This is a genomic window from Vibrio sp. CyArs1 (genome assembly GCF_022432925.1).
GTDB classification, from domain to species: domain Bacteria; phylum Pseudomonadota; class Gammaproteobacteria; order Enterobacterales; family Vibrionaceae; genus Vibrio; species Vibrio mediterranei.
Genome location: NZ_JAKRBO010000007.1, coordinates 1 through 26,960, shown reverse-complemented (window position 1 = coordinate 26,960; position 26,960 = coordinate 1). Strand labels below are relative to the sequence as shown.

Genomic DNA, 26,960 nt, shown 5'->3' with positions numbered 1-26,960 from the left:
CGCAACTTGTGTTAGGTCAAATCAGTGAGAGATAGACACACAGTAATGAATTAGAACATTGAAATTTGATGATCGTCGCGCAATGCTGGAATTGCGTTGAGTGGGGAAAGCGTTGTTTGTAGCGTCGCCATATGCTGGCTTAGCACTTCATAAAGCTTAATGGCAAGCTCAGGCGCTTCGACATTGTCAGGAGTATGAATCATAACGTAAGGCTGCTTACCTTGTTGAACCCACTCGGCAAGTTTGTTTTCCCAAGGCTTAAAGAAGCGAAGATTTTGTTCCATATCTGGGTGACCAATAAAGCGAATCATTGGATGTTCTGCGGTTGCAATAGCGTGAACAGGTACTTTTGGTTTCTTTTCATGAGCATCGATGACGGCAGGGGTATCCGGCTTGGCCGCGAAAACAGGACGACTATCCATAATAATGCGGTCGATATTTTGCTCCATTAACCATTGGTTAAACCGTCGTTCGTCATCAGATTTATTGAAAAATCCCAAATGGCGAACCTCAACCCCCAACGGCATGTCGCTAGGGAACCACTGGCAAAAAGATTGCAGTGATGCGAGTTGTTCGGGAGCAAAACTGCTCGGAAGCTGAATCGTCCACATACCAATTTTCGAGTGCAGCGGTTCCATAACTTTGAGGAAGTTGTTTAGCTCTGCTCGGCATTGAGTGAGCATTTGCTCGTGGGTGATCTGTTTTGGGAGTTTGAAGGTAAACCGGAAATCTTCAGGAGTCGCACGATTCCAGCTATCGACAGTAGAATTATTCGGTGTAGCGTAAAAGGTGGTATTGCCTTCCACAGTGTGAAAAACAGATGCATAACGCTCCAAGCGCTCATTTGGCTTGGTACCTTTACCATAGAATGAGTGCTGCCAATCACTGTGTGACCACATGGTTAAACCTAATCTTAACTTAAGCTCGCTCATCATCTTCCCTTGCTTTCGTTTCCATCTATGGCATCTCGTGTATTGATTGCAATGTTCTAGCTTCAGTCGTATCAACAGGATTTGTTGATATTTTATCCATTTCAAGAGTTCTAGTGCCGCAACTGGCAATTAAACACAACAATTCTGTCAAATTAGGTCGATTTTAGACGATTTTCCGAGTATAAATGAACCTTTGATTTTATGGGTGTAATGTAAGTTGGCTAGATAATAGTCACTCGCCCATACTATACGTTTCATTATCACTATTGGAAATTGGGAAATTCACTATGCGTAGCCATTACTGTGGTCACCTGAACAAGTCCCTTGCAGGACAAACTGTAGAACTGTGCGGCTGGGTAAACCGTCGCCGAGATTTAGGCGGTCTTATCTTTATCGATATGCGAGATCGTGAAGGTATCGTTCAGGTAGTCGTTGATCCAGATATGGCTGATGCTTACGAAGTGGCAAACCAACTTCGCAACGAATTCTGCATCAAGCTGACTGGTGAAGTTCGTGTTCGTCCAGAAAGCCAAGTTAACAAAGACATGGCAACTGGTGAGGTTGAGATCTTGGCAACTGGCCTTGAAATCATCAACCGCAGTGATGTATTGCCACTAGACTTCAACCAAACCAATACTGAAGAGCAGCGCCTTAAGTATCGTTACATCGATCTTCGTCGCCCAGAAATGAGCGATCGTATTAAGCTGCGCGCTAAAGCATCAAGCTTTGTTCGTCGTTTCCTTGACGACAATGGCTTCCTAGACATCGAAACACCAGTACTAACTAAAGCGACACCAGAAGGTGCACGTGACTACTTAGTGCCTAGCCGTGTTCACAAAGGCTCGTTCTACGCACTACCTCAATCACCACAGCTATTTAAGCAGCTGCTGATGATGTCTGGTTTCGACCGTTACTACCAAATCGTTAAGTGCTTCCGTGATGAAGACTTGCGTGCTGACCGTCAGCCTGAATTTACTCAAATCGATATCGAAACTTCTTTTATGTCTGCGGATCAAGTTCGTGAAGTGACAGAAAAAATGGTTCGCGATATGTGGCAAGAGCTATTGAACGTAGACCTAGGTCAGTTCCCAGTTATGCCTTTCTCTGAAGCGATTCGTCGTTTTGGTTCAGATAAGCCAGATCTACGCAACCCGCTTGAGTTAGTAGACGTTGCTGATCTACTAAAAGACGTTGAATTCAAAGTGTTCTCAGGCCCAGCTAACGACGAAAAAGGTCGCGTAGCGGTTATCCGTGTACCAGGCGGTGCTTCTCTAACTCGTAAGCAAATTGATGGTTACGCAGAGTACGTTGGTATTTACGGCGCGAAAGGTCTTGCGTGGATGAAGGTTAACGACCGTTCCGCAGGTATGGAAGGTATCCAGTCTCCAGTAGCGAAGTTCCTAAACGAAGAAGTGATCAACGGTATTCTTGAGCGCACTGAAGCTGAGTCTGGCGATATCATCCTATTTGGTGCAGACAAAGCGAACACAGTTGCTGAAGCAATGGGTGCACTTCGTCTTAAGATTGGTAAGGATCTTGAACTTACTGATGAGTCTAAGTGGGCACCACTTTGGGTTGTTGACTTCCCAATGTTCGAAGAAGATGACGAGGGTAACCTGCACGCGATGCACCACCCATTCACGTCTCCTCTAGGCATGACTGCGGAAGAGCTAAAAGCGAACCCAGCGGCAGCAAACTCAAACGCGTACGATATGGTTCTAAACGGCTATGAAGTAGGTGGCGGTTCTGTTCGTATTCATAACGCAGAAATGCAAGCAGCAGTATTCGAGATCCTTGGTATCGATGCAGAAGAGCAACGTGAGAAGTTTGGCTTCCTACTAGATGCACTTAAGTTTGGTACACCACCACACGCAGGACTTGCATTCGGTCTTGACCGCCTTGTTATGCTACTTTGCGGTACGGAAAACATCCGTGACGTAATCGCATTCCCGAAAACAACCGCGGCAGCGTGTCTACTGACAGATGCACCAAGTGCAGCAAACCCAGCAGCACTTGAAGAGCTAGCGATTGCAGTGACGGCGGCGAAAGAGAAGAAAGACTCTTAAGGTACGACGTGGTTTTTTAGTTAGGTCGCACGCCTTGGGTAGATTCCTGCCTGCGCAGGAATAACACATCAACCTTTGGTGTGCTCAAGCTATCGTCATCCCTGCGTAGGCAGGGATCTTCTAACTGCGAGCACCAAAACTAAAACCCAAGATCACAACATACCCAAAACTCCCGCAATAGCGGGAGTTTTTGTTTCCAAAATCTGTATAGTTATACCAACATAAAAAGTAATCCAACTTCATAGAACTCAAAGGATTTGTTATGGCAGGTCATAGTAAATGGGCGAATATTCGTCACCGTAAAGCAGCGCAAGATGCCAAGCGCGGCAAAATCTTCACTAAATTAATTCGCGAAATTGTCGTTGCCGCTAAAGAAGGTGGTGGTGAACCTGAAAACAACCCTCGTCTTCGTGCCGCTATTGATAAAGCACTCTCCAACAATATGACTCGTGATACGGTAAATCGTGCCGTGAGTCGTGGTGCGGGTGGGGAAGGCGATGACAATATGGAAACGATCATCTACGAGGGTTACGGTCCCGGTGGAACGGCAGTCATGGTGGAATGCATGACCGACAATCGTAATCGAACCGTATCTGGCGTACGCCACGCATTTTCTAAAGCAGGAGGCAACCTTGGTACTGACGGGAGTGTGAACTACCTATTCGATAAAAAGGGCGTCATCTCTTATGCTCCAGGTCTGGACGAAGACGAAGTGATGGAGGTCGCACTAGAAGGTGGGGCTGATGATATTGAAACCGGAGACGATGGCGCTATTGATGTTTACACCACACCTGCTGACTTTGGTGCGGTGAAAGATGCGCTAGATGGCGCTGGTTATCAAGCCGCCAATGCAGAAGTGACGCTTGTGCCGTCAACTAAAGCAGAGCTTGATGAGACGACGGCACCAAAATTACTGCGCTTGATTGACGCACTGGAAGACCTTGATGATGTGCAAGAGGTCTATCACAACGGTGATATCTCTGACGAAGTCGCAGCAAGCCTTGAGTAATTAACGAGAAGTCATGTCAATAATACTAGGAATCGACCCTGGCTCGCGTATCACCGGATATGGTGTAATTCGTCAGCAGGGTCGCCATTTGCAATACCTCGGTAGCGGGTGTATCCGTACATCAGAAGCAGAGTTACCGGGCAGACTCAAACAAATCTACGCAGGTGTGAGTGAGATCATTACTCAATTTCAGCCAGACGTGTTTGCTATTGAACAGGTGTTTATGGCTAAAAACGCTGATTCAGCGCTTAAGTTAGGACAAGCCAGAGGCAGCGCAATTGTTGCTGCCGTGAATAACGACTTGCCTGTCTACGAATACGCAGCACGCTTAATCAAGCAAGCGGTAGTGGGTACGGGTGGAGCAGATAAAGCACAGGTTCAGCACATGGTTATGGCGATGCTGAAATTGCCGTCCAAACCTCAAGCTGATGCGGCTGACGCCTTAGGTGTCGCAATCTGTCATGCAAACACCAACAAAACACTTGTCGCTTTAGCGGGTAAAGCAACAGGCGCAAAAAAAGGGCGTTATCGCTAATCAAATTAATCGCATGAATCCATCAAGGAAGTGTGGCGATATAAACGCCATACCGATAATTTTAACGATAGCCAGTCCACACTTTTAGAGCTTTTCGCCTAATTCACCTTGTTAATTATTTGTTAACTTCCTAATATTGGTCCGATGAGTTAATTCAAAGGACCAAATGTCCGAATAATCAAATAACAAGGAACTCCAACGGCATGTGGCATTATTTTATCAATAATTCGGATAGCCTTTCTCGTAACACCCTTCGTAAAGCGGAAATCACCGCGGTCTTCTCAGTTGTGGCTTTGGTGGTTGGTTTATACAGCGCGATTAAGTGGCAATCCAATGGCCACGCGTCTCTATTTCTCACCTCTATCGCGTTGATCTTAGTCGAAGTTATTGCTTTAGCAGTGCTTCGTTTTAGTAAGATGATCACACTTGCACTGAACATCGGTTTCTTTGGTATGGTGCTGCATGCGGTGAATATAATCTTCCAAAGCGGTGGAATCGTTGATTCGACGCAAGCGTTCTGGGCCCCGCTGTTGATCGTAGCCTTCTATCTTTCCGCATCTCGTATTATGGCATTAACGTGGAGCGTCGGGATTCTAGCGGTATCCGCTGTGATGACCTATTTGCATACTTCCGGCTATCAATTCCCAACGATTAACTTGTCGGCATCTAAGCAGAATATAGAGATTTGGTCTGGCATGTTACTGCCGCTATTTGTCATTTGCTTCGCGCAAAGTTTTACTTCAAAACAGAAAGAAAGTGCGATTTCACGCGCTGAAAAAGCGCAAAAAGAGAGTGCGTTACAAGCAGAAAAAGCGTCAGAAGGAGAGAAGAAACTTGATAGCATGCTACTCGCTGTTAACGAAAGTGTTCAAGAGTTAGATGAAGTGATTCATCAAGTGAACACGCAATCTACCCAACTGACAAGTAACGTACAGTCACTGAGCCTCAACAGCGCTTCTCAAGCCAGTGCCGCAGAGGAAATGAGTCAGCAATTGGAACAGCTGTCGTCGTTCACCCAAGAGTCGGTGAACTTTATGGAGCAAGTGATTACCCAAACCGATTCAATAAAGCAGCAAGCAGAGAGCAGCTCGGAAATGCTGAATGCTTCGACGCAGGCCATCACCAATATCGATAACAGTAATCAGAAAGTGGTGTCGGTTATTGAGCTGATTACTTCCGTGGCAGAGCAAACCAACTTGCTTGCGTTAAACGCTGCTATTGAAGCAGCTAGGGCAGGTGAACATGGTCGTGGCTTCGCCGTCGTTGCTGAGCAGGTCAGAGAACTGTCGTCTAAAACCAGTAATTCAGTGGATGAGATTCGCACTCTTATCAACAACAGTCAGCAAGAAATCAACTCCGGACAAAAAACCATTCAAACCACAGTCTCTGAGTTGAGTATGATGATAGAACAAGTGCAAACCATTTCTTCAGAAATTACCGAGCTCAGTGAGTTGGTCACTCAACAGAATTTAGCCATCGGCGAATTAGACCAAGCAAGCAGTGATGTGGCGGAGTCTGTTGTCGGCAGTAAAGCGATTGCCGAAGACATTCAAACGATTAGTGATCAGCTTGGTCAGCAAATCCATGAGGGCACTGAACTCTCCGAGCGCCTACGCTCTGTTATGCCTTAAATTTTACTTAGAATAACTGGATACCTATCCAGTTATTCTATATCCTAAGCCCTATTGCAACTAACATGAGACATTGAACTGTGATAGGACGATTACGTGGAACTCTAATCGAAAAGCAACCGCCAGAACTGTTAATTGAAGTGGGCGGCGTTGGCTACGAAATTCAAATGCCGATGAGCTGTTTCTACGAACTACCTGAAATTGGCCAAGAGGCGATCATTTACACTCACTTTGTAGTGCGTGAAGATGCGCAATTACTTTATGGCTTTAATACCGTCCGTGAACGTGCACTGTTCAGAGAGGTCATCAAAGCCAATGGTGTTGGTCCAAAACTAGGTCTTGGTATCCTATCCGGCATGTCGGCTACTCAGTTTGTTGCGTGTGTAGAACGTGAAGACATTTCTACTCTTGTTAAGCTACCTGGCGTCGGCAAAAAGACTGCTGAGCGTCTAGTTGTTGAAATGAAAGATCGTTTGAAAGGTTGGGGCGCGGGTGACTTGTTTACGCCTGCGACTGACGCTGCACCAGTTGATAGTGTTGGTGCTATGAATGCCGACAACGCGGAAGAAGAGGCGGTCAGTGCACTGCTTGCGTTGGGCTATAAACCTACACAGGCATCAAAAGTAGTTTCTCAAGTTGCGAAACCAGATATGACCAGCGAAGCGCTGATTCGTGAAGCACTGCGTGCTATGGTTTAAGTTGTGAGAAATTAAATCTCACCTTTATTAAATAAGCTGAATGAATAGCAAAGAGACAGCGTGACATGATTGAAGCCGATCGCTTAATAGCGCCTGAAAATCCTGTTTTCAAAGATGAGGACGTGATTGACCGAGCAATACGTCCTAAAAAACTGGCCGATTATGAAGGCCAAGAGCATGTTAGTGACCAGATGGAAATTTTCATCAAAGCGGCACAACTGCGTAATGAGGCGCTTGATCATTTGTTGATATTTGGTCCTCCGGGTCTAGGTAAGACAACCTTAGCCAATATCGTCGCCAATGAAATGGAAGTGAACATTCGCACCACGTCCGGTCCGGTGCTTGAGAAAGCAGGGGATTTGGCTGCGCTGTTGACCAACCTCGAAGAAAATGACGTCTTGTTCATTGACGAGATTCACCGTCTAAGTCCAATGGTTGAAGAAGTTTTGTATCCCGCGATGGAAGACTACCAACTGGATATCATGATTGGCGAAGGCCCTGCTGCACGCTCTATTAAGATTGACTTGCCTCCGTTCACTTTGATTGGCGCGACAACCAGGGCTGGTTCACTGACTTCACCACTTCGCGACCGCTTCGGTATTGTTCAGCGTTTGGAATATTACAAAATTGCTGATCTGCAAAAGATCGTGCAACGCAGCGCGTCTTGTCTTGGCTTGTCAATGGAACCAGAAGGCGCGTTGGAGATTGCTCGTCGTGCTCGTGGTACACCTCGCATTGCCAACCGTCTACTGCGCCGCGTTCGAGATTATGCGGAAGTGAAAGGCAATGGTCATATTTGTGCGGATATCGCAGACAAAGCACTGAATATGCTTGATGTCGATCATCAAGGTTTTGACTACATGGATAGAAAGCTCTTGCTAGCAATTATGGAGAAGTTCGCAGGTGGTCCTGTAGGTCTCGACAACCTAGCAGCAGCCATTGGTGAAGAGAAAGACACCATCGAAGATGTGATTGAGCCTTATTTGATACAACAAGGCTATTTACAACGCACACCTCGTGGCCGTATCGCGTCTGACCGAGCTTATTTACACTTCGGTATCGATAAACATTGATAATTGTCAGATTTCATCCAAATAGTTCCTTTTTGTGAATAATTATTAAGCCGCATTATTGTAAATTTATATTGCAAATATGCGGCTTTGTTTTATTTGTCATATCTATCGTTTTGTGTGATTTGAAGTCCAATTCTGTTTCATATAGCTAACACTTCACGCTATAATCCCTTGCTACTAAAGGGGTATTCCCAATTCTTCCTCCCCTTCACACTTCCCTTAATTTGCTTACATAAATTCATTGAAATTGATCTGCATCAATGTGATTAAAGATTGTACAATCAACTCTTTGTGTTTATTGATGTAAATCAAAGCAACTCTACAAATAAACCTTTTGAAACCGAGTCAATTTAACAGTAATATTAGCGCCAGCTATATTAGCGCAAGCTTAACAATTAACTAACCATTGAGGTACATTTTTGCAACAAGGATGATGATTTGCTCAACAAGTTTAATGTCTATTAAACAAAGTCCTTGAAGCTAAATGTAGAAAGTGTCGTTCAGCTGACACAAAAGGAGTTACCATGATAGACGTTGTTGATCTGTCGAGACTGCAATTTGCACTCACGGCAATGTATCACTTCTTGTTCGTTCCATTGACTCTCGGTATGGCGTTCCTGCTAGCCATCATGGAGTCCCTCTACGTAATGACCAATAAGCAAATCTACAAGGACATGACAAAGTTCTGGGGTAAGCTATTTGGTATTAACTTCGCTCTAGGTGTTGCCACCGGTCTTACTATGGAATTCCAGTTTGGTACCAACTGGTCTTACTATTCCCATTATGTTGGCGACATATTCGGTGCCCCGCTTGCTATCGAAGCCCTCGTAGCCTTCTTCCTCGAATCCACTTTTGTCGGACTTTTCTTCTTCGGATGGGATAGGCTCTCAAAACGTCAGCACTTAGCCGTTACATGGTTAGTTGCGCTTGGTTCGAACTTCTCTGCACTCTGGATTCTTGTTGCAAACGGTTGGATGCAACACCCAGTAGGCGCTGAGTTCAACTTTGAAACAATGCGTATGGAAATGGTGAGCTTCGCTGAGGTAGTACTCAACCCAGTAGCTCAGGTTAAGTTTGTTCACACAGTAGCATCAGGCTATACAACGGGTGCAATGTTCATCCTAGGTATCAGCTCTTACTACCTACTTAAAGGTCGTGATGTTGCATTTGCTCGTCGTTCGTTTGCTATCGCAGCTTCGTTCGGTATGGCATCTATCCTATCGGTAATCGTACTTGGTGATGAATCAGGTTACGAGCTGGGTGATGTTCAAAAAGTGAAACTCGCAGCTATTGAAGCAGAGTGGCACACTGAGCCAGCACCGGCAGCATTTACTCTGTTTGGCTTACCAAACCAAGAAGAAATGCACACCGACTTCGCGGTTAAGATCCCATATGTAATGGGTATTATCGCAACGCGTTCTCTAGATACTCCAGTAACTGGCCTTCGTGACCTACGCGAAGAGCACGTCGATCGTATTCGTAACGGTATGTATGCGTACGAGCTGCTAGAAAAACTTCGTGCAGGTGACCGCAGCGAAGCTAACGTTGCCGCGTTTGATGAAGTGAAAGATGACCTAGGTTACGGTCTACTACTTAAACGCTACACAGACAAAGTTGTTGATGCGACTGAAGACCAAATCCAAGCAGCAGCGGATGACTCTATCCCTAAAGTTTGGCCACTATTCTGGTCATTCCGTATCATGGTTGCCTGTGGCTTTATCATGCTATTCGTATTCGGCGCAGCGTTTGTACAAACATGTCGTCAAAAAATCGAACAGAAGAGATGGATTCTCAAAGCAACGCTATTCAGTATCCCACTACCTTGGATCGCTATCGAGGCAGGTTGGTTTGTTGCTGAATACGGACGTCAACCGTGGGCTGTTGGTGAAATTCTACCGACTCACGTAGCCGCGTCAGCGTTAACGGTAGGCCAGTTATGGTCTTCACTGTTCGCAATCATCGCCCTCTATACTGTGTTCCTAATTGCTGAAGTTTACTTGATGGTGAAATTCGCACGTAAAGGTCCAAGTAGCTTGAAGACTGGTCGTTACCATTTCGAACAAAATGACGAAACGGTAGAGAACAAAGTTAGTCGCCAAGTAGAAGCGTAAGCAAGGAGAAAAAGAATGTTTGATTACGAAGTCTTACGACTCATCTGGTGGATTCTGATCGGCGTACTATTGGCTGGTTTCGCAATCACCGATGGATTTGATATGGGGGTAGGTGCTCTAGTGCCTATCCTAGGTAAAACGGACAGCCAACGCCGTGTAATGATCAACTCGATTGCCCCTCACTGGGATGGTAACCAAGTATGGTTGATCACTGCTGGTGGTGCGTTATTCGCTGCATGGCCACTTGTTTATGCAACGTCGTTCTCCGGTTTCTACTTTGCAATGATTGTGACACTAGCAGCACTATGGCTACGTCCAATCGGTTTGGACTACCGTTCAAAGCTAGAAGACACCAAATGGCGTAACGTTTGGGATATCGCTATTTCAATCAGTGGTTTTGTTCCACCAATCATCTTTGGTGTGGCATTTGGTAACTTGCTACAAGGTGTACCGTTCCAACTGAGTGAATTCATGATGCCAACGTATCATGGTTCGTTCTTTGGTCTACTAAACCCATTTGCGCTACTTTGCGGTCTAGTAAGCTTGTTCATGATCTTGCTACAAGGCTCAACTTGGCTACAAATGAAGACAACAGGTGATATCCATACTCGTGCTCGCAACACAGCACAGCTAATGGGTCTATTGGTTGTTGCGGCTTTTGTAGCAGCAGGTTTCTGGATTCAAAACATCGATGGCTACTCAATCGTAAGCGCAATTGACGGCAATGCAGCATCGAACCCACTTAATAAAGAAGTGGTTCGTGAAGCAGGTGCGTGGATGGCGAACTTTGAGAAGTACCCACTACTTTGGATTGCTCCAGCACTAGGTGTGGTGATGCCTCTACTAGCAGTACTGGCTTCGCGTCTAGAGAAATGTGCAGTGTCGTTCATTGCTTCTTCTCTAGCGAACGGTGGCATCATCTTTACGGCTGGTTTTGCAATGTTCCCATTCGTAATGCCAAGTAGCCTAAACCCTAACCATAGCTTGACTATGTGGGATGCGACTTCAAGTGAGTTGACTCTGAACCTAATGACAGCAGTAGCGTTCGTAATGGTTCCAGTAATTCTTAGCTACACAGCTTGGACTTACTACAAGATGTTTGGTCGTCTTGATGACAAGTTCATCGAAGAAAACAAAAATTCACTTTACTAAGGAGCATTTGATATGTGGTATTTCGCTTGGATTTTAGGTGTATTACTTGCGTGTGCATTTGGCATCATCAATGCTCTTTGGCTAGAGCATAGTGAGATGATGGACGAAGACAGTGAGTAACCTTAACCAACAGTTAGAGCAACTTCACAAACCAGTAGATAAGACGCTATTGCGCGTCTTATCCCTGATACTCGGCTTTGTAAATGTCGGTTTGTTTATGTGGAGTCCAGACCAATACGATGACGCCATTGGTGGCTTCTCGCCATTCTTAGGATTGCTATTTGTATTGTCTGTCTGTGCCAGCATGGTGTTTGGAGTCGGATTCCGACCGAGGTTCTGGCTCTGGCAAGCGGTGTTCAGTCCGTACTTGTCACTAACTGTGTTGAGTTACTTAACGTTAATGTACGTTATCTAAAGAAAACCCGAGCTATGCTCGGGTTTTTTACCTTTTGAAACAAACAAACTTTCGAAACTGCTAATAACTTCATCAGTTGAGTGTAAATTTTGGCACTTTATTCAAAATTTTTTGTCAGCTCTTATAACAAACACAATCACTTGCGTTATATTAGAGCGCAGTATTCATTAGGAAGTTACCAGTTTGTCTCAGTTATCACCGTATTTCGAATTCCCCATCACTGTCTATTATGAAGACACCGACGCAGGCGGTGTGGTCTACCATTCGAATTATCTCAATTTCTTTGAACGCGCCAGAACCGAGTTGCTTCGTAGCAGAAACGTACACCAACGTCAGTTGCTTGACCAACAAGTAGGTTTTGTCGTTCGTCATATCGATATTGATTTTATCCGCGGTGCACGGCTAGACGACCACCTCACAGTGAAGACACATATTTCTGAATTCAAACGAGCGTCATTAACATTTCAACAAGAAATTGTTGATGAGCAAAATGTGACAATTGCAAAGGCTCTCGTTAAAGTGGCATGTATCGATAATATAAAAATGAAGCCGAAGGCTATCCCTTCGACTATCTTATTGGAGTTAAAAAACAGTGACGGCTGATATTTCGTTTGTGGACCTCATTCTAGAGGCAAGTCTACTGGTTCAATTGGTAATGTTGATTCTGCTTGGGATGTCAGTCGTATCTTGGGCGATGATCATCAAACGCAGCAAGGTGCTAAAACAGGCTACTAAAGACTCAGACGAGTTTGAAGATAAGTTCTGGTCAGGTGCCGATCTTTCGCAGATCTACCAAGATGTGAAAAAAAGAAAAGACGACCTTTCTGGTACGGAAGAGATTTTCTATAGCGGCTTCACTGAGTTTTTAAGACTTCGTAAATCTAACGCTGAATCACCGGCTTTCATTATGGAAGGAACGGGGCGTTCGATGCGTGTTGCGGTTTCTCGCGAAGTAGAAGATCTAGAGACAAACCTACCATTTTTAGCAACCGTTGGTTCTATCTCTCCATATATCGGTCTCTTTGGTACCGTTTGGGGCATCATGCATGCGTTCATCGCACTGGGTGAAGTAAAACAAGCCACACTAGCGATGGTAGCACCTGGTATCGCAGAAGCACTGATCGCAACAGCAATGGGCCTATTCGCAGCTATCCCAGCAGTAATGGCGTACAACCGACTCAGCAATAAAGTAGGCAAGTTGGAGCACAACTACGCGACCTTCTCAGAAGAGTTCCACAGTATCCTGCACAGACAAGCAATGGCGGGTAGGGAGCAGTAATGGCTGGCTACCAACCAAAGAAACGCAAGCTGACATGTGAAATTAACGTCGTTCCGTATATCGACGTCATGCTAGTTCTACTTATCATTTTTATGGTGACATCACCCTTCGTCACTCAAGGTGTGGATGTAGAACTACCAAAAACGTCCACCGCTAAACCAGCAACAGAGCTAGCCGGTGACAGCGACGCAAGTTTTATCATTGTTGAAGTCGACCGTGATGGGAATTTTGGTTTGAGCGTTAATAACGAAGATATGCAAAGAGGCCTTAGCTTACAAGACATTATTGTTCGCGTTCGAGCTGAACTGTCGATCAATCCAAACTCGCCAGTGGCAGTAGGCGGTGATGCAGCTACCCCTTACGCAGAGGTAGTGTTGTTGTTAGATGAGTTAAGTCAGGCCGGTATCCCAAAAGTGGGCCTACTAACCGATATCAGGGAATAGCCATCGCAACGGTATGAAAAGCAATAAGAAGAATAACTCTAGCTACGGAAAGCCAATAGCGATCTCTTTGTTTGCTCACTTGATGCTGGTTGTCGCTTTATTGTGGGGGACAGACTTCACAATGAACAAAGCGGAGCCAACAGGCATGGTGCAAGCGGTGGTCATCGACCCTGCTAGAGTGCGCCAACAAGCGCAAGAGATTCGCAAGCAGCGCGAAACCGCAGCTAAAAAAGAACAAGACCGCCTTGATAAGTTACGCCGTGAAAGTGAGCAACTGGAGCGTAATCGCAAAGCAGAAGAAGAGCGCATTCGCAAGTTAAAACAGCAACAAGCGAAAGATGCTCAAGCAGCGCGTGAGGCGGAGAAACGCCGCGAAGTGGAAAGGCAGCGCGCTGCAAAAGCTGAAGCTGAACGTAAAGCCAAAGAAGAAGCTGTTCGTGTTGCTGAGCAACAACGAGTCGCTAAAGAGGCGGCGATAGCTAAGGCCGAGAAAGAACGTTTAGAAAAAGAACGAGCGATCAAAGAAGCACAACAAAAAGCCCAGCGTGAGAAAGAAGCCGCTGAGCGTGCCGAAAAAGAACGTATTGCTAAAGAGAAAGCCGCCAAAGAAGCAGCAGAAAAGGCCAGAATAGAGAAGGAGCGTTTGCAGCAACTTGAGCGTGAGCGCAAGGAGCAAGAAGCCGCTCTAGATAACATTTTCTCTGGCCTTGAAAGTGAAGCAGCTCTGAATACTAGTGCGCGCTCAAAACACGTTGCATCAGAAGTACAACGTATGGGCGCCATCTACACTCAGCTGATTCAACAAAAGCTGCTTCTAGAGGACAGCTTTCGGGGAAAGCAATGTCGAGTTAACTTGAAACTGATACCTGCGGGTAACGGCGCTATCGCTGGTCAAGTTGCAGTACTCGATGGAGATAGCAGACTTTGTGCCGCGACTAAGCGTGCGATAGCTCAGGTTGGGACCTTCCCGCTTTCAAAAGAAGCGGATGTGAACCAACAACTTAAAAATATTAATCTGACCGTAGTTCCAGAGTAAAAAGGAAGACCTCGTGATTAAGCGAATACTATTAGGAATGGCATTAGTGCTGAGCTTCGCTGCTCAGACTGCAAATGCCGCTTTAGAACTTGTCATTACCGACGGTATTGATTCCGCAAGACCTATCGCTATTGTCCCATTTAAATGGGAAGGTGAGGGAAAACTTCCTCATGATGTTTCGGCCGTGATTGCATCAGACTTACAACGAAGTGGTAAGTTTAGTCCTGTAGCAACTAGTAAAATGCCGCAAACGCCATACGATGCGTCAGACATTAACTTTGAAGCGTGGACATCCATTGGTGTTGATTCGTTGCTAACGGGTACCATCGTGAAAAACGCAGAAGGTAATTACGAAGTAAGCTACCAACTGGTTGATGTGGTGCGTGGTCAATTGACTGGCGGCAAATCAAAGGCTCTAAGTGGTGATGGCCAACTGGTTCTGTCGAACGACCACGTCCTATTCAAGAAGAAAGCAACCGTTCCAGGCAATCGCCTACGTGAATATGCTCACCGCATTTCTGACCTTGTTTATGAAGAACTAACTGGTGAGCGTGGTGCATTCTTAACGCGAATCGCTTATGTCGTTGTTAATGACAAAGATCAGTACCCATATCAAATGCGTATTGCTGACTATGATGGCTATAACGAGAAGCTTGTTCTACGTTCTAAGCAGCCACTAATGTCTCCGGCTTGGTCTCCAGATGGGAAAAAACTTGCCTATGTAAGTTTCCAAAACGGGCAAGCTGAAATCTTCATCATGAACATCTACACCGGTAAGCGTGAAAAGATTACGTCATTCCCACGTCACAATGGTGCGCCAAGATTTTCTCCTGATGGCAAGACGTTAGCGTTAACACTATCAAAGACTGGGCAACTGCATGTATATACGTTAAATCTTGAAACAAGAAAACTGCGTCAAATTACTAGCGGTAGGTCAAATAATACGGAACCGTTCTGGAAACCAGACGGCAAATCCCTTATTTTTACGTCGGATAGGGGTGGTAACCCTCAGATTTATGAAGTAAATTTGTCCGACGGTAAAACCAAACGTATCACATGGCAGGGTAGACAAAACCTCGGTGGGCAGATCACCCCTGACGGTCGCTACCTCGTGATGGTAAATCGCTCGAACTCTGGATTTAATCTTGCAAAACAAGACTTAGAGACAGGTTCAGTGCAAATCCTCACGAAAACACTGCTAGATGAGTCACCAAGCATCGCACCAAATGGTGGCATGGTGATATATAGCTCTATTTATAACAAAACTAACGTCCTTTCTATGGTCTCCATCGATGGACGATTTAAAGCTAGATTACCGGCTACAAATGGGCGTGTAAGAGCCCCAGCATGGTCACCGTTTTTATAGCAATTAAATTTTTAGGTTAAGGAAATAACAATGCAATTAAACAAAGTTTTTAAGGGGTTGCTAATCGCACTGCCAGTTCTTGCGATGACAGCATGTAGCTCAACTGATGACGCTGCGTCATCAACAGGTGCAGAAACTTCTAACCAACAACAGCAAGAAACTGTTGTTGCTACTCCAATCGATGAGAATGCACAACTTTCTGAGCAAGAGCTAAAAGAAAAAGCGCTTCGTGAAAACCAAACTATCTACTTTGCGTTCGATAACTCTACAATTGCTGGTGACTACGAAGATATGCTTGCAGCACACGCAGCATACCTAAGCAAAGACCCATCACTAAAAGTGACTATCGAAGGTCACGCTGATGAGCGCGGTACTCCTGAGTACAACATCGCACTAGGCGAGCGTCGTGCACAAGCTGTAGCTAAGTACATCCAAGCTCTTGGTGTACAAGCTGACCAAATCTCTATCGTAAGCTACGGTGAAGAGAAACCACTAGTACTAGGTCAATCTGAAGACGCGTACGCGAAAAACCGTCGCGCAGTTCTAGTTTACTAATTCAATCTGCTTAAGATTGTTGAGTCGCAGCCTTTGCGCTGCGACTCATTGTTTTAAGCCACGGCAATTGAGGTAATAACCTTTATGAACAGTAACATTAAGCGCGTTGTTACGCTTACGTTACTAGCCGGCGCAGCAAGCACAGCTTACGCGACAAAAGCACCGGTTACCGACTTGAGCGCAACATCTTCCTCGGCAACTGCTGCCTCTATTTCAGCAGCCCATGCTGCAACCAATGAAACTGACGTTCAACGTTTAGAACGCCTGCTTCAGAACCGAAACCGAGTTCAGTTGCAAATGCAGCAACAGCTCGATGAAATGACGCAAGAAATCGCAACTCTACGTGGTCAGCTAGAACGCAATAGCTACGATATGGAGCAAATGTTGCAGCGTCAAAGAGAACTATTCATTGAGATCGATAAACTTCGCTCTCAAGCAAGCACGGCCGCAGTCCCAGTTCCTGTAGCAAAAGACAGCACAGCACCTCAAGGCAAATTCAGCACAGACGCTGATGAGCAAACTGCCTATCAAAATGCTGTAGACCTTATCCTGAAAAAACGTGACTACGCCGGTGCTATCGAAGCATTCAAGCAATTCCAAAAAGACTATCCAAACTCAACCTTTATGCCGAACACGCATTACTGGTTAGGTCAGCTTTACTTTGCTAAACGCCAAGATTCAGAAGCAGAAAAGAGCTTTAAAGCGGTATTAGGCTTTAAAGAATCCAACAAACGTGCAGATGCACTAGTTAAATTGGGCGACCTAGCGAAGCGCGGCAACAAAGCAGCAGAAGCGAAAAAGTACTACGAGCAAGTAATTGCTGAGTACCCAGGTAGTTCTTCTGCAAAAGTTGCTCAGTCCAATTTGAAGTAATAATCAGACAAGTGCGTTGTCGCTTTTATAGCCGGGCGCCTGCACTGGCAGGCATTTACCTAAAGCGCTCCCAACCACCAGGGATCGTCATTCCTGCGCAGGCAGGAATTTACTAAAAGCGCGTTCAGTACTCGCTGAAATAAGACCCCTGCCTCCGCAGGGGTGACGACCAATACCATATTAACTGCTGTGGCAGTTGTGGATATAACTGTTTTATCTTCCAACCTCAACGCTTCTTTACAACCCATCACACTCTTAGCCCGATACGGCCACTTTCTATTCAACTTTGGTCGATTACCTCAGGCCTGCCTTTGTCCTTGTAGGAATATCCGTGTACAATGCTCGGACTATTTGGAAGTAGCATAGAGCATGCGCTATGAGCCACATCTTAGACACTATTGATACGGTATATCCGTTTCCCCCTAAGCCTGTTCCTCTAAGTGATGACGAGAAACAGCAATACATTGCAAACATCAAAACGCTATTAAAACAAAAAGACGCGGTTTTGATTGCACACTATTACACCGATCCTGAAATCCAAGCTCTTGCAGAAGAGACGGGTGGTTTCGTGGGTGACTCTCTTGAAATGGCGAAGTTCGGTAACCGACACGATGCGTCGACGCTGATCATTGCTGGCGTTCGCTTTATGGGCGAATCAGCAAAAATCCTAACGCCAGAAAAACGCATTCTGATGCCAACTCTAGAAGCGGAATGTTCTCTAGACCTTGGCTGTCCAGCGGACAAGTTCACTGAATTCTGCGATGCGCATCCTGACCACACGGTTGTGGTTTACGCCAACACCTCTGCAGCCGTAAAAGCACGAGCTGACTGGGTTGTGACATCAAGTATCGCCCTTGAAATCGTCGAGCACCTAGACGCTGAAGACAAACCAATTATTTGGGGTCCAGATCGTCACCTAGGTTCGTACATCGCGAACCAAACTGGTGCGGACATGCTTTTATGGCAAGGTGAGTGTATCGTCCATGACGAGTTCTCTGCCAAAGCATTGAAAGACATGAAGTCAGTTTATCCAGACGCAGCGATTCTAGTACACCCGGAGTCTCCGGCTAGCGTCGTTGAACTGGCGGATTCTGTTGGTTCTACCAGCCAGCTAATCAAAGCAGCCAAAGAGCTACCGCACAAGCAAATGATTGTTGCGACTGACAAAGGCATTTTCTTCAAAATGCAGCAAATGGTGCCAGAGAAAGAACTTATCGAAGCACCAACAGCAGGCGCTGGCGCAACATGCCGCAGTTGTGCACACTGTCCTTGGATGGCGATGAATGGTCTACGTGCAATTGAAAAAGCACTGAAAGATGGCGGTGAAGAGCACGAAATCTTCGTAGATGACGAGCTACGCGTTAAGTCGCTGATTCCTTTAAATCGCATGTTGGACTTTGCTGAGCAACTGCAAATTAAAGTGAAAGGCAACGCGTAACCACTAAAGTTAACGCCGTTCTCAAAAAACCAGTCTTCGGACTGGTTTTTTCGTATATGTTGTTCGCCATTTTCATATATGCTTAACACATGATCCGTCTACGAATAGGGAAGTCAGTGGCGATTTGGTTACAACTCAGAAAATGGTTTCATTCTCATCTGTTCGAACTCAGGTTTAAAAGCTTAGCGGCCGCCATTTTGCTTTATGCTGGCTTATCATGGGTATTACTCAGAGCCAGTGGCGAAACCGACCTGACGGTTCCTATTTCTCAATTCATCTATTTTATCGTCGTTACCGCTTCAACCGTTGGTTATGGCGACTTATCTCCAACGACAGAAGCAGGTCGTTGGGTAGCTATCTTATTTGTCATCCCTGGGGGACTGATGTTGTTTGCGGCGTTACTTGGCCGCTTAGCAGCACTCGGGCTCGATTCTTGGCGTTCTGGACAACTCGGTAAAAGGAAAGTAACTGTGGAAAATCATATTCTAATGTTGGGTTGGAATGGTCAACGTACTATTCATCTTATTCGTATGCTGCAACATGAAGAGACGGGTCGCAGACCTATAGTGTTGTGCAGTCGTTCGGATATCGAAAACCCGCTTCCCGGTGAGATTTCTTTTGTCAAAGTGAACAGCTACACCGACGGACGAGAAATGGAAAAAACCAACATCGAAACCGCTAGTTGTATTCTTATTGATAACCCCGAAGACGATATAACCCTCTCTGCGGCGCTTTATTGCTCAAACCGCAACCCTAATGCTCACCTGCTGGTTTATTTCAAAGACGAAGCGCTGAGCGACCTTCTACATCAACACTGTCCAAACTCTGAATGCATCCCAGCTGTAGGAGCGGAAATGCTTGCTAAGGCCGCGGTTGACCCTGGTTCAAGTGCCTTACATCAAGAGCTATTAAGCTCAACACGAGGCATGACACAATACTCGGTTCACTACCCAAACGATGCTCCAGACTCATCGGTCGAAGCCTTGTTCAACTGGATGAAAGTGGAGTACCAAGCGACTTTAATCGCAGTGGATGTAGGAAATGGCATCATTCTTAACCCCGATCTCGAACAATCCATTTCCGCTGGCAATAAATTGTTCTATATCGCCGACGAGCGAATTGACAATTTTTCTTGGAAAAACCTCTAGCCACAAGCCTATGTCATCAAATTGTTCATCGATATTTGAAATGTGAATAATTTGAGAAAGAAAAATATCTTGATACGGAAATGTGTTCTGTTTATTATGCGCGCGCTTTTTTTAAAAAATGAATGAACGTTCATTCATTGGTTATGGGAACCTTACAATTCATGCGCGTAAACTTGCTGTCGCTACTTGTCCTTTCTGCTATTGCACCATCTATTGTGGCCGCGAAAGAAGATGTCGTTATACCTAGCTATGCTCAACTTGAAACCAAGAAAGAAGACATGGTGTTCGAACACGACGTTACTAAAGCAGACGCTAAGGTAGACGAATACGATGACGCTATCTCAAAACTAAAAGACGACAATACCGATAGCCGCTATTCAGAGACCATCTCAGATCTAAAGTACGCAAAAAAATACTACCGTGAAGTGAATGGGTTACCCATGTTCAGCTTCCTAGGTGGACCTGCATTTACTCCGGAACAAGGTGTGCTTGTTGCGGTAGGTGGTTTGTATTCATTCAAAACCGACCGTGAACAGCAACAACTCCAGCGCTCAAGTGTCTCGGCATTTATCATCGGTAATTATGTTGATTCGGAAGTGGGCTATGGTTTAAGAGCTAAACATGACCTGTTTTGGAATAACGATGATATTCAATTCCAAGGCGCATGGAACGCAGGTACTCAAGGCAAACACTATTGGGGTATCGGCTATGATGCCGCGCAACAGTTTGATTTTGGCGATGTTACTCAATACAAAGCCAACACCAACAATTATAAAGGCAATTTGATCTTTCGAATTGTCGACAACTGGTTTGCAGGCCCCGCAATTAAGCTGAATTACTTTAGTCCAACCACCGAACCTGATTCGGCGATATTGGATGAGAACTTTAACGAGTTCAAAGATAAACCTTTTACATGGGGTCTAGGTGGCAGCATTCAATACGATTCTCGTGACGTTGCCGTTAACCCTTGGAGTGGTTCTTTGTTTAGAACAGAGGTGCTGCTGTATAGCGAAGCACTAGGCAGTCAAGCTGAGTACCAGAAACTGGACGTGGAATATCGAACTTTCCACAGTTTCCAGAAGGGTCGAGTGTTGGCAGTGTTAGGTCGATTCCAACAAGCTTTTGGTGATACTCCGTATTACGACATGCCTGAACTAGGCGGCGCAAACTCGATGCGCGGCTACTATCAAGGCCAATATCGTGACAAGGTGACGGCAGAAGTAACCGCAGAATACCGACATACATTCCGTCGAAGCTCAGGCGCGCTATCTAACCATGGCATTACCGCATGGACGGGGGTGGGCTCGGTGGGAGAGTCTGTCGAAGATTTGTCGGGACACGCTATTTTGTCTTATGGCATTGGCTATCGCTATGAACTTCAACCGCGCATGAATATCCGCCTTGATTTAGGGATGGGTAAACATGGCTCGGCATTTTATTTCAACTTTACTGAAGCTTTTTAGGTAAACCGTTTTGATTAGATTACTAACCATACTCGTTGTTACATCTCTTTATATGGTATCAAATACTGTATATGCGGCGAGTGATGAACTGAAACAACAAGTAGAAAGAGAGAAAAACCAAGCGCACTGGAGTGGTCTACCGGTTTGGGGTGAGCAGGCTCGTGACCTAGGTTATGAGTTACCGATTCCCGTTGGTTTTGGCATCTATATGAACTCTCAAGATGTTGAGTATGTGGCGACGGATGATTTCAAAATTGACGCAACAGGCGGGCTACTTGGCGGTCGTAACAAGCCTAATCATTATGTCGTACCAGCAGATGATGTATCGATTAAAGGGTCTGATAAGAGTGTTCAGCTTAGACTCGACGCATGGGTATTTCCATTCCTAAATGTTTATGGCTTAGCAGGCTATACCGAAGGAAATAAGGAGATCAGCGCCGATCTTTCCAATGCAACACGTAATGGCAGACCGTTTCCTGTACCAGCGACCATACCAATCAACATCGAATATGAAGCTTACAACTTAGGTATTGGTGCGGTACTTGCGACGCAGTTTGAAGTGATCGATGGATTCAACCCGATTATTGTCACGGCAGCGGGTGCGGTAACTAATGCTTGGACCACCACTACAGACAGTACCATTTTAACCAAAATCGGTGCGGTGCGAGTTGGTCAGCGTTATGACGTACCTTACGGTAAGCTAACGATGCTATTGGGTTATCAGTATCAGAGCATTGAGCAGAACGTGACAGGTAGCTTAACCGACTTGCAAGTTGGTGGTTTGAACCTTGCTGATGAACTGCGCTTTGACGTAAACCTAAAAAGCAAAGAAACATCCAACATGTCACTCGCAGCAGTCTACGACTTTGGCTATGAGAAAGAGTGGAATTTGATGGCGGAATACAGCTTTCTGAACTGGAATCAGCTAATTGTGTCGATGGGTTATCGTTTCTAGAAATGATAAAAAGCTCCTCATAATGAGGAGCTTTTTGCATTACTGCTGCTCAGCCAGTACCGCGCCTTTTTGCGTAATGCCACAAAGCATCATTGGCATGGCATTATAGATTTCAGCAAACTGCTCCAAACCTTCAATACCTTGTGCTTGTAGCGTTGCGATAGATGTCTCTGGGTCGTAAAGCATACTCAATGACAGTAGCACCCCGCCTAACAGAGCGTTGTCTTCACTGTGCTCTGGCATGATGGTTTCCCAGTCATCTCTAGCCAATTGCCAACCTTGAAGAACACCTTCGCAGAAGTCTTTGGTTGCCAACGTCACGATCTCTTCTTCGTCTAGCTCACAACCTTCGGGCCACTGCCATTCGCCGTCTAATAGAGCAGGGCGGAAGTCATTCCACAAGCCAATAATTGCTTGTGCATAAGTTTCTAACTGCTCACCGGATGTGAATGGTGCTACTTCCTCACCACCCCACAGAAACGGTAGCCACTCTTCAGGTGGTAACGTATGTGGCGCAGCGGCCATCGAGGTGACAAAGCCTTGTGTTTGCGCTTCGTTAAGAAGTTTACCTTCTAACTCAGGAAGGGAAAGTATGTCTTTTAATGTCAAAATGCTTTACCGTAAAGGCGAAAATGATGCTTAATAGTAACAAGCTACAGACGAATAAAATAGACGAAATTATCTGAGTCGAACAAGAAGAAAAGGATCGCTTCTCTAGTTATGGTTATCAACGAGTCTCTCAAAAAGAAAAGTGTCGTCGCGCTAGCGCTGTACCTAGCTCTGTTTATCGCGGTATTCGGAAGCATCACCTATATGGTGGTGGAGTCTCCAGTTCGAGCCAAGCTAGAAGAAAACCTCGATATCAAAAACGAGTTTCTCGCCGCCGAGATCTCAGCGCCACTTTCCAGCTCTGTGGGTGTATTGAAAAGCATCGTCGCTATGGCGCAGTCCATTGAAAACCGCACCGCACTCGATGAGGCACTCTGTCAGGTATTTAAGCTCAATGATGGCATCGCCGTGAGTGGTGGAATTTGGCCTGAACCGTATTCGGTAGACCCCAACATTAAACTCACCAGCCTGTTCTATAACCGTACCAGTGATGGAACGGTGGATAAAATTGATCTTTGGAACAACCCCGAAGCTGACGGCTATCACCTAGAGCCGTGGTACACCTCAGTAAAAAATCAGCCCGTGAATACTATTACATGGTCTGAGGTGTACATCGATCCTTATACCCACGTGCAAATGATAACGGCCTCGGCCCCTTATTACTTAAATGGTCAATTTGCCGGAGTTGCTACCGTCGATCTTTCATTGGAAAACCTAGTGAAATTCGTCAAAAGTAAAGCAAGAGAGCACGATCTTGGGGTGATCGTGCGCGATACGAACAATCATGTGATTACCGAGCACAACTTCAGAGTAGGGCGTGATATCTACGTCAGCCAGCGTCAATTTGGTGATTTTGATTGGAGTCTAGAAGTCGTCAATGCGAGACGACTGGTATCTGATCAAGTGTCAGACATCGTAATGGCGGTCGAGTTGGGTATCGTGCCTGTCATGCTGCTTTGTTTGATGTTTGGCTATTATCTTATTAGCCAATATCTCATTAAGCCGATTACTGATATTGCTAAGAAAGTCGATGAGTCCAAAGAGGGCGGCAGTATCGATATTAACTATCAAAGTCCGGACGAGATTCGCTACCTTATTGACACCTTCAATGAAAAAACCATTTATTTAGACCAAGAACGCGTCAAAGCACAGGCTTCCACTAAAGCAAAAACGGCGTTCCTAGCCACGCTCTCCCATGAAATCCGAACACCGATGAATGGCGTATTGGGCACCGCTCAAATCCTGCTTAAAACCGACCTTAATCTAGAGCAGCGTAAACTACTCAAAACCCTTTATGATTCAGGTGATCATATGATGTCTCTGTTGAATGAGATATTGGATTACTCGAAGATTGAGCAAGGGCACCTTGAGCTTGAAAATCGTCCATTCCCGCTAAGCTCCATCATTGGCAGTATGCACAGCGTGTATCACACCTTATGTAATGAGAAAGGGCTACGTTTTAGCGTCTTCTCGGAAGTTGATGAAACTCGCTGGTATTCCGGCGATAAAGCGCGCCTGCGCCAAATCCTATTTAACTTGCTCAACAACGCGGTTAAGTTTACTTCGCAAGGAATGGTGGAAGTCTACTTGTCTGAAGAAGTGAATGATGGAGTGACTGCGCTCGTTATCCGAGTTAAAGACACTGGAATAGGAATCTCACCCGATGCGCAATCAAGAGTATTTAAGCCATTTGAGCAAGCCGAATCGAGCACCACGCGCCGCTTTGGAGGTACTGGGCTTGGTCTTGCGATAGTGCAAGAGATTACTCACTGTATGGGAGGCAACATCACGCTCACCAGTCAGGAAGGGATGGGATCTGAGTTTACGGTTCGCGTCCAACTTGAACCATGCAAACCAAAAGCGTTAGATGTCCATATTGAACGTCACCTCGACTATCGTGGACTCAAAGCGCTTATCGTCGAGGATAATCGCACCAACACCATCATTATCGAGACCTTTATGAAGCGTAAAGGCTTTATCACTTCTTCGGTAGAAAACGGCGAACTGGCACTAAAAGCCGTCTCAACCCAACAGTTTGATCTTATCTTAATGGATAACCATATGCCTGTTATGGATGGGGTAGAGGCTATCGCGGGTATCCGTAATATGCTCGGCCGTGAAAAAGATACCTTGATCTTCGGTTGTACCGCCGATGTCTTTAAAGAGACTCGAGAGCGCATGTTAGGCGCTGGCGCCGACTTTATTGTTGGTAAGCCCATTGATGAAAGAGTATTAGACGATGCTCTGTATCAATACGCCAACAAGCTATTCCAGTTTTCAAGCAAACGCCGTTCGAACGTAGAGCCTCTGCGTTAACCCTTCGTAGTGACGCTGTTATTGGCGTCACTGCACCTTCCTAGCTTGTTATTCAACTCATTAGATTTCATAAAACACCCATTTCGGCACCATCCACCCCGTAAGCCTGAGTAAACTCTGCTTAGCCAAGAGCATCTAATTGTTTAGAGCTGTAACTATTGTACATAACGTGCCACTAACTCACTGAATATCAGTGGCATAGTCAATAAATGTAATCAAATTACAACAAATAGCGAGTTTATCTAGTTTGAACTTCAAAATTGGTGATTAATTTACCAAGTGACTTCAAATACGGTATGTAAAACTACTAAATTGGTGTTCTAATAGCGACGAAATCTAGATAGTAAAAGATATCTAGTTATATGAATTGCCAAAAGCATTTTTTGATAGTTTATTATTCCGTGAGATTCCTGAATTGAAACCCAAAGCTCCTTTTTGTATTCGTAACGCCGCAGCAGACACTTTTGCTATGGTCGTCTTCTGTTTCGTCTCTGGCATGCTAATCGAAGTATTAGTATCTGGCATGACGTTCGAACAGTCACTGGCATCACGTTTACTGTCGATCCCCGTTAATATTGCAATTGCATGGCCATATGGCGTTTTCCGTGACTGGGCACTAAGACAAGGCGCGAAAGTATCAGGTTCGGGCACCATGAAGGCCATTTCAGACCTGATTGCCTATGTAGCATTTCAGTCGCCAGTATACGCAGCGATTCTATTTACTGTAGGCGCATCGACTGACCAAATCATCACCGCAGTATCGAGTAACGCAGTAGTATCATGCGGAATGGGCGTACTTTACGGCTACTTCCTAGACCTATGTCGCCGCTGGTTCCGAGTACCGGGTTACTACCAAAGCGTCTGATTTGCCGATCATTTGATCGAATTAATCACAAAGTAAGCAAACAATTAAAAAAGAGCGCTTTTTTCCCGATTTGCACTTGACCCCATCAAGGATAATCATTAAATTAGCGCCTCGTTAGCCAACAGCGCTAACAAACAATACGGTGAGTTGTCCGAGTGGCTGAAGGAGCACGCCTGGAAAGTGTGTATACGGCAACGTATCGAGAGTTCGAATCTCTCACTCACCGCCAATTTCTTGAAGAAAGACGTCCTAGGGCGTCTTTTTTTATACCTATTATACTTCTAAATCAACAATTTATCGTCCGATAACGTCCAAAGATGTCCTAGTTCGTTCACCATTTTGGGGTATGACAAAGTGTATGTTTTAATCTTTCCCGACTTCGGGAATATACCATTTGAACCTAATTTGCTTAGCTCCTATTCAAGTGATTAGGAACTTAGGAATTACATGAGTTACAGCTTTGATTCTCAATAAATCAATAGCTTAGGGTTAAGTGGTATGACGCGAAAAACTTAACTTTTTCTGAGTGTAGCTCAGTCATACCAGGGGGCAATATGTCGCACTTAATACATCGCCTGAAAGACAAGGAAATCGAACAAGCACAGGGCCGAGATCGAATCTATCGTTTACCTGATGGTGGTGGTCTCTATCTACTAGTGAAACCCAACAACCTCAAATACTGGGAGTTTCGTTACATAAAGCCAGGTACAAAAAACAGAACCTTCTTGGGATTGGGTAGCCTCGACATGCTCAATGTTGATGGTGCTCGTGACAAAGCGTTTGAGATGCGCAAACTTCTGAAGGAAGGTATTGACCCTAAATTAGACAGGATCGAGAAGAGGACCCAGATTCAACAAGAGCAAGGCTCTGTTGCTTAAATCGAGTTCAAGGCACAATGCTTCTAAAATGACTACATCTCAAACAATATACTGACTTTCTGGCATACCTAGCCTAGTGAGTTTGTTCAACGCTTTGATCATCGCGTAAGTTTC

General features: G+C 45.3%; 26 protein-coding genes and 1 tRNA gene. 25 read left to right on the top strand and 2 right to left on the bottom strand.

Annotated features, from left to right (window positions below; all coding sequences use genetic code 11):
• Positions 1–50: 50 nt before the first annotated feature.
• A complete protein-coding gene (locus tag MMA19_RS19385) occupies positions 51–932 on the bottom strand; it encodes a DUF72 domain-containing protein (RefSeq protein WP_240207003.1) in 882 nt (293 codons plus the stop codon).
• Positions 933–1,219: 287 nt separating this feature from the next.
• Between MMA19_RS19385 and aspS the strand changes: the two genes are divergently transcribed.
• The 21 genes from aspS to MMA19_RS19280 all read left to right on the top strand — a co-directional run bounded on the left by aspS (position 1,220) and on the right by MMA19_RS19280 (position 22,178).
• Positions 1,220–2,998 carry an aspartate--tRNA ligase gene (aspS, locus tag MMA19_RS19380; RefSeq protein ID WP_006075040.1) on the top strand — a complete coding sequence of 593 codons (1,779 nt, stop codon included), beginning with the start codon at positions 1,220–1,222 and terminating at the stop codon, positions 2,996–2,998.
• 262 nt (positions 2,999–3,260) lie between these two features.
• Positions 3,261–4,007, top strand: a complete 747-nt coding sequence (locus tag MMA19_RS19375; RefSeq protein WP_240207002.1) for a YebC/PmpR family DNA-binding transcriptional regulator — start codon at positions 3,261–3,263, stop codon at positions 4,005–4,007.
• 13 nt (positions 4,008–4,020) lie between these two features.
• Positions 4,021–4,542 carry a crossover junction endodeoxyribonuclease RuvC gene (gene ruvC / locus MMA19_RS19370; protein WP_006075042.1) on the top strand — a complete coding sequence of 174 codons (522 nt, stop codon included), beginning with the start codon at positions 4,021–4,023 and terminating at the stop codon, positions 4,540–4,542.
• A 203-nt stretch (positions 4,543–4,745) separates the two neighbouring features.
• Positions 4,746–6,173 carry a methyl-accepting chemotaxis protein gene (locus MMA19_RS19365; RefSeq protein ID WP_006075043.1) on the top strand — a complete coding sequence of 476 codons (1,428 nt, stop codon included), beginning with the start codon at positions 4,746–4,748 and terminating at the stop codon, positions 6,171–6,173.
• A gap of 80 nt (positions 6,174–6,253) precedes the next feature.
• Complete coding sequence (gene ruvA, locus MMA19_RS19360; RefSeq protein ID WP_006075044.1) at positions 6,254–6,871, top strand: Holliday junction branch migration protein RuvA; 618 nt, start codon at positions 6,254–6,256, stop codon at positions 6,869–6,871.
• A 65-nt stretch (positions 6,872–6,936) separates the two neighbouring features.
• Positions 6,937–7,944: a Holliday junction branch migration DNA helicase RuvB gene (gene ruvB, locus MMA19_RS19355; protein ID WP_006075045.1), complete on the top strand. Its 1,008-nt coding sequence runs from the start codon at positions 6,937–6,939 to the stop codon at positions 7,942–7,944.
• Positions 7,945–8,468: 524 nt separating this feature from the next.
• Positions 8,469–10,055, top strand: coding sequence for a cytochrome ubiquinol oxidase subunit I (gene cydA / locus MMA19_RS19350; protein WP_038230109.1), 1,587 nt, complete (start codon positions 8,469–8,471; stop codon positions 10,053–10,055).
• Between the two features lie 15 nt (positions 10,056–10,070).
• The gene (gene cydB, locus MMA19_RS19345; RefSeq protein ID WP_031495488.1) at positions 10,071–11,207 is read left to right on the top strand and encodes a cytochrome d ubiquinol oxidase subunit II; all 1,137 of its coding nucleotides are present in this window, start codon (positions 10,071–10,073) and stop codon (positions 11,205–11,207) included.
• 12 nt (positions 11,208–11,219) lie between these two features.
• Positions 11,220–11,327, top strand: coding sequence for a cytochrome bd-I oxidase subunit CydX (gene cydX, locus MMA19_RS19340; RefSeq protein ID WP_006075291.1), 108 nt, complete (start codon positions 11,220–11,222; stop codon positions 11,325–11,327).
• A complete protein-coding gene (gene ybgE, locus MMA19_RS19335) occupies positions 11,320–11,622 on the top strand; it encodes a cyd operon protein YbgE (RefSeq protein WP_240207001.1) in 303 nt (100 codons plus the stop codon). Before cydX ends, ybgE begins: the two co-directional genes overlap by 8 nt.
• A gap of 183 nt (positions 11,623–11,805) precedes the next feature.
• Positions 11,806–12,225 carry a tol-pal system-associated acyl-CoA thioesterase gene (gene ybgC / locus MMA19_RS19330; protein WP_006075293.1) on the top strand — a complete coding sequence of 140 codons (420 nt, stop codon included), beginning with the start codon at positions 11,806–11,808 and terminating at the stop codon, positions 12,223–12,225.
• Positions 12,215–12,901, top strand: a complete 687-nt coding sequence (gene tolQ / locus MMA19_RS19325) for a protein TolQ (protein WP_006075294.1) — start codon at positions 12,215–12,217, stop codon at positions 12,899–12,901. Before ybgC ends, tolQ begins: the two co-directional genes overlap by 11 nt.
• The gene (locus tag MMA19_RS19320) at positions 12,901–13,344 is read left to right on the top strand and encodes an ExbD/TolR family protein (protein WP_006075295.1); all 444 of its coding nucleotides are present in this window, start codon (positions 12,901–12,903) and stop codon (positions 13,342–13,344) included. Before tolQ ends, MMA19_RS19320 begins: the two co-directional genes overlap by 1 nt.
• A 13-nt stretch (positions 13,345–13,357) precedes the next feature.
• A complete protein-coding gene (tolA, locus tag MMA19_RS19315) occupies positions 13,358–14,380 on the top strand; it encodes a cell envelope integrity protein TolA (protein ID WP_006075296.1) in 1,023 nt (340 codons plus the stop codon).
• 13 nt (positions 14,381–14,393) lie between these two features.
• Positions 14,394–15,746, top strand: a complete 1,353-nt coding sequence (tolB, locus tag MMA19_RS19310) for a Tol-Pal system beta propeller repeat protein TolB (protein ID WP_062460277.1) — start codon at positions 14,394–14,396, stop codon at positions 15,744–15,746.
• Between the two features lie 30 nt (positions 15,747–15,776).
• Positions 15,777–16,301 carry a peptidoglycan-associated lipoprotein Pal gene (pal, locus tag MMA19_RS19305; RefSeq protein ID WP_006075298.1) on the top strand — a complete coding sequence of 175 codons (525 nt, stop codon included), beginning with the start codon at positions 15,777–15,779 and terminating at the stop codon, positions 16,299–16,301.
• Between the two features lie 84 nt (positions 16,302–16,385).
• Positions 16,386–17,174, top strand: a complete 789-nt coding sequence (ybgF, locus tag MMA19_RS19300; RefSeq protein ID WP_006075299.1) for a tol-pal system protein YbgF — start codon at positions 16,386–16,388, stop codon at positions 17,172–17,174.
• A 376-nt stretch (positions 17,175–17,550) separates the two neighbouring features.
• Complete coding sequence (gene nadA, locus MMA19_RS19295; RefSeq protein WP_006075300.1) at positions 17,551–18,612, top strand: quinolinate synthase NadA; 1,062 nt, start codon at positions 17,551–17,553, stop codon at positions 18,610–18,612.
• A 116-nt stretch (positions 18,613–18,728) separates the two neighbouring features.
• Positions 18,729–19,760: an ion channel gene (locus MMA19_RS19290; RefSeq protein WP_038230119.1), complete on the top strand. Its 1,032-nt coding sequence runs from the start codon at positions 18,729–18,731 to the stop codon at positions 19,758–19,760.
• Positions 19,761–19,921: 161 nt separating this feature from the next.
• Complete coding sequence (locus MMA19_RS19285) at positions 19,922–21,223, top strand: BamA/TamA family outer membrane protein (RefSeq protein WP_161493951.1); 1,302 nt, start codon at positions 19,922–19,924, stop codon at positions 21,221–21,223.
• A gap of 10 nt (positions 21,224–21,233) precedes the next feature.
• Positions 21,234–22,178 carry a hypothetical protein gene (locus tag MMA19_RS19280; RefSeq protein ID WP_240207000.1) on the top strand — a complete coding sequence of 315 codons (945 nt, stop codon included), beginning with the start codon at positions 21,234–21,236 and terminating at the stop codon, positions 22,176–22,178.
• A 39-nt stretch (positions 22,179–22,217) separates the two neighbouring features.
• Here MMA19_RS19280 and MMA19_RS19275 read toward each other — a convergent pair whose 3' ends face one another.
• Complete coding sequence (locus tag MMA19_RS19275; protein ID WP_038230123.1) at positions 22,218–22,787, bottom strand: UPF0149 family protein; 570 nt, start codon at positions 22,785–22,787, stop codon at positions 22,218–22,220.
• A 111-nt stretch (positions 22,788–22,898) separates the two neighbouring features.
• On the opposite strand from MMA19_RS19275, the gene MMA19_RS19270 reads away from it, so the two are divergent.
• The 4 genes from MMA19_RS19270 (at position 22,899) to MMA19_RS19255 (ending at position 26,846) form a co-directional block, all read left to right on the top strand.
• Complete coding sequence (locus tag MMA19_RS19270; RefSeq protein WP_240206999.1) at positions 22,899–25,103, top strand: ATP-binding protein; 2,205 nt, start codon at positions 22,899–22,901, stop codon at positions 25,101–25,103.
• A 415-nt stretch (positions 25,104–25,518) separates the two neighbouring features.
• Positions 25,519–25,968 carry an L-alanine exporter AlaE gene (locus MMA19_RS19265; protein ID WP_038223284.1) on the top strand — a complete coding sequence of 150 codons (450 nt, stop codon included), beginning with the start codon at positions 25,519–25,521 and terminating at the stop codon, positions 25,966–25,968.
• Positions 25,969–26,109: 141 nt separating this feature from the next.
• Positions 26,110–26,197 (top strand) — tRNA-Ser (locus MMA19_RS19260).
• Positions 26,198–26,522: 325 nt separating this feature from the next.
• Positions 26,523–26,846: an Arm DNA-binding domain-containing protein gene (locus tag MMA19_RS19255; protein ID WP_240206998.1), complete on the top strand. Its 324-nt coding sequence runs from the start codon at positions 26,523–26,525 to the stop codon at positions 26,844–26,846.
• The last annotated feature ends 114 nt before the right edge of the window (positions 26,847–26,960 follow it).